Origin of the sequence: Candidatus Dedyshia acidiphila (assembly GCF_051025295.1) — a bacterium.
GTDB lineage: Bacteria > Acidobacteriota > Terriglobia > Terriglobales > Acidobacteriaceae > KBS-83.
In genome coordinates, this window is sequence record NZ_JBMGJV010000200.1 from 1 (window position 1) to 248 (window position 248).

A 248-nucleotide genomic window follows, 5' to 3' on the forward strand; every position below is an offset into this window, starting at 1 on the left:
GAGGCTGGTCTCCACGGCGGTGTTGGCCTCGCTGGCGCGGCTCAGCAATCCTTTGGGCGTGGTCGTGCCGGCCCCGCTCACCGCATGTGCGAGGTTCAGCCCAAAGCCGTTGCTGTTCTGAAAAAAAAGCCTGCACCCCGGCGAAGTTGTTATCGAGCACCGTGCTGAGCTGGTCGCTATTCAGCCTGAGCGTGCCATCGTTATTGAACGAGATCCCGATCTGACTGACGGTCGAGAGCGAGGTGCCC

Annotated in this window: 1 protein-coding gene; it reads right to left on the reverse strand. The window is 61.7% G+C overall.

Annotation, left to right across the window (positions count from 1 at the left end; all coding sequences use genetic code 11):
- Nucleotides 1–248: flagellar filament capping protein FliD (gene fliD, locus AC5IJH_RS18595; RefSeq protein WP_491904301.1), on the reverse strand; the 248-nt coding region annotated here is incomplete at both ends.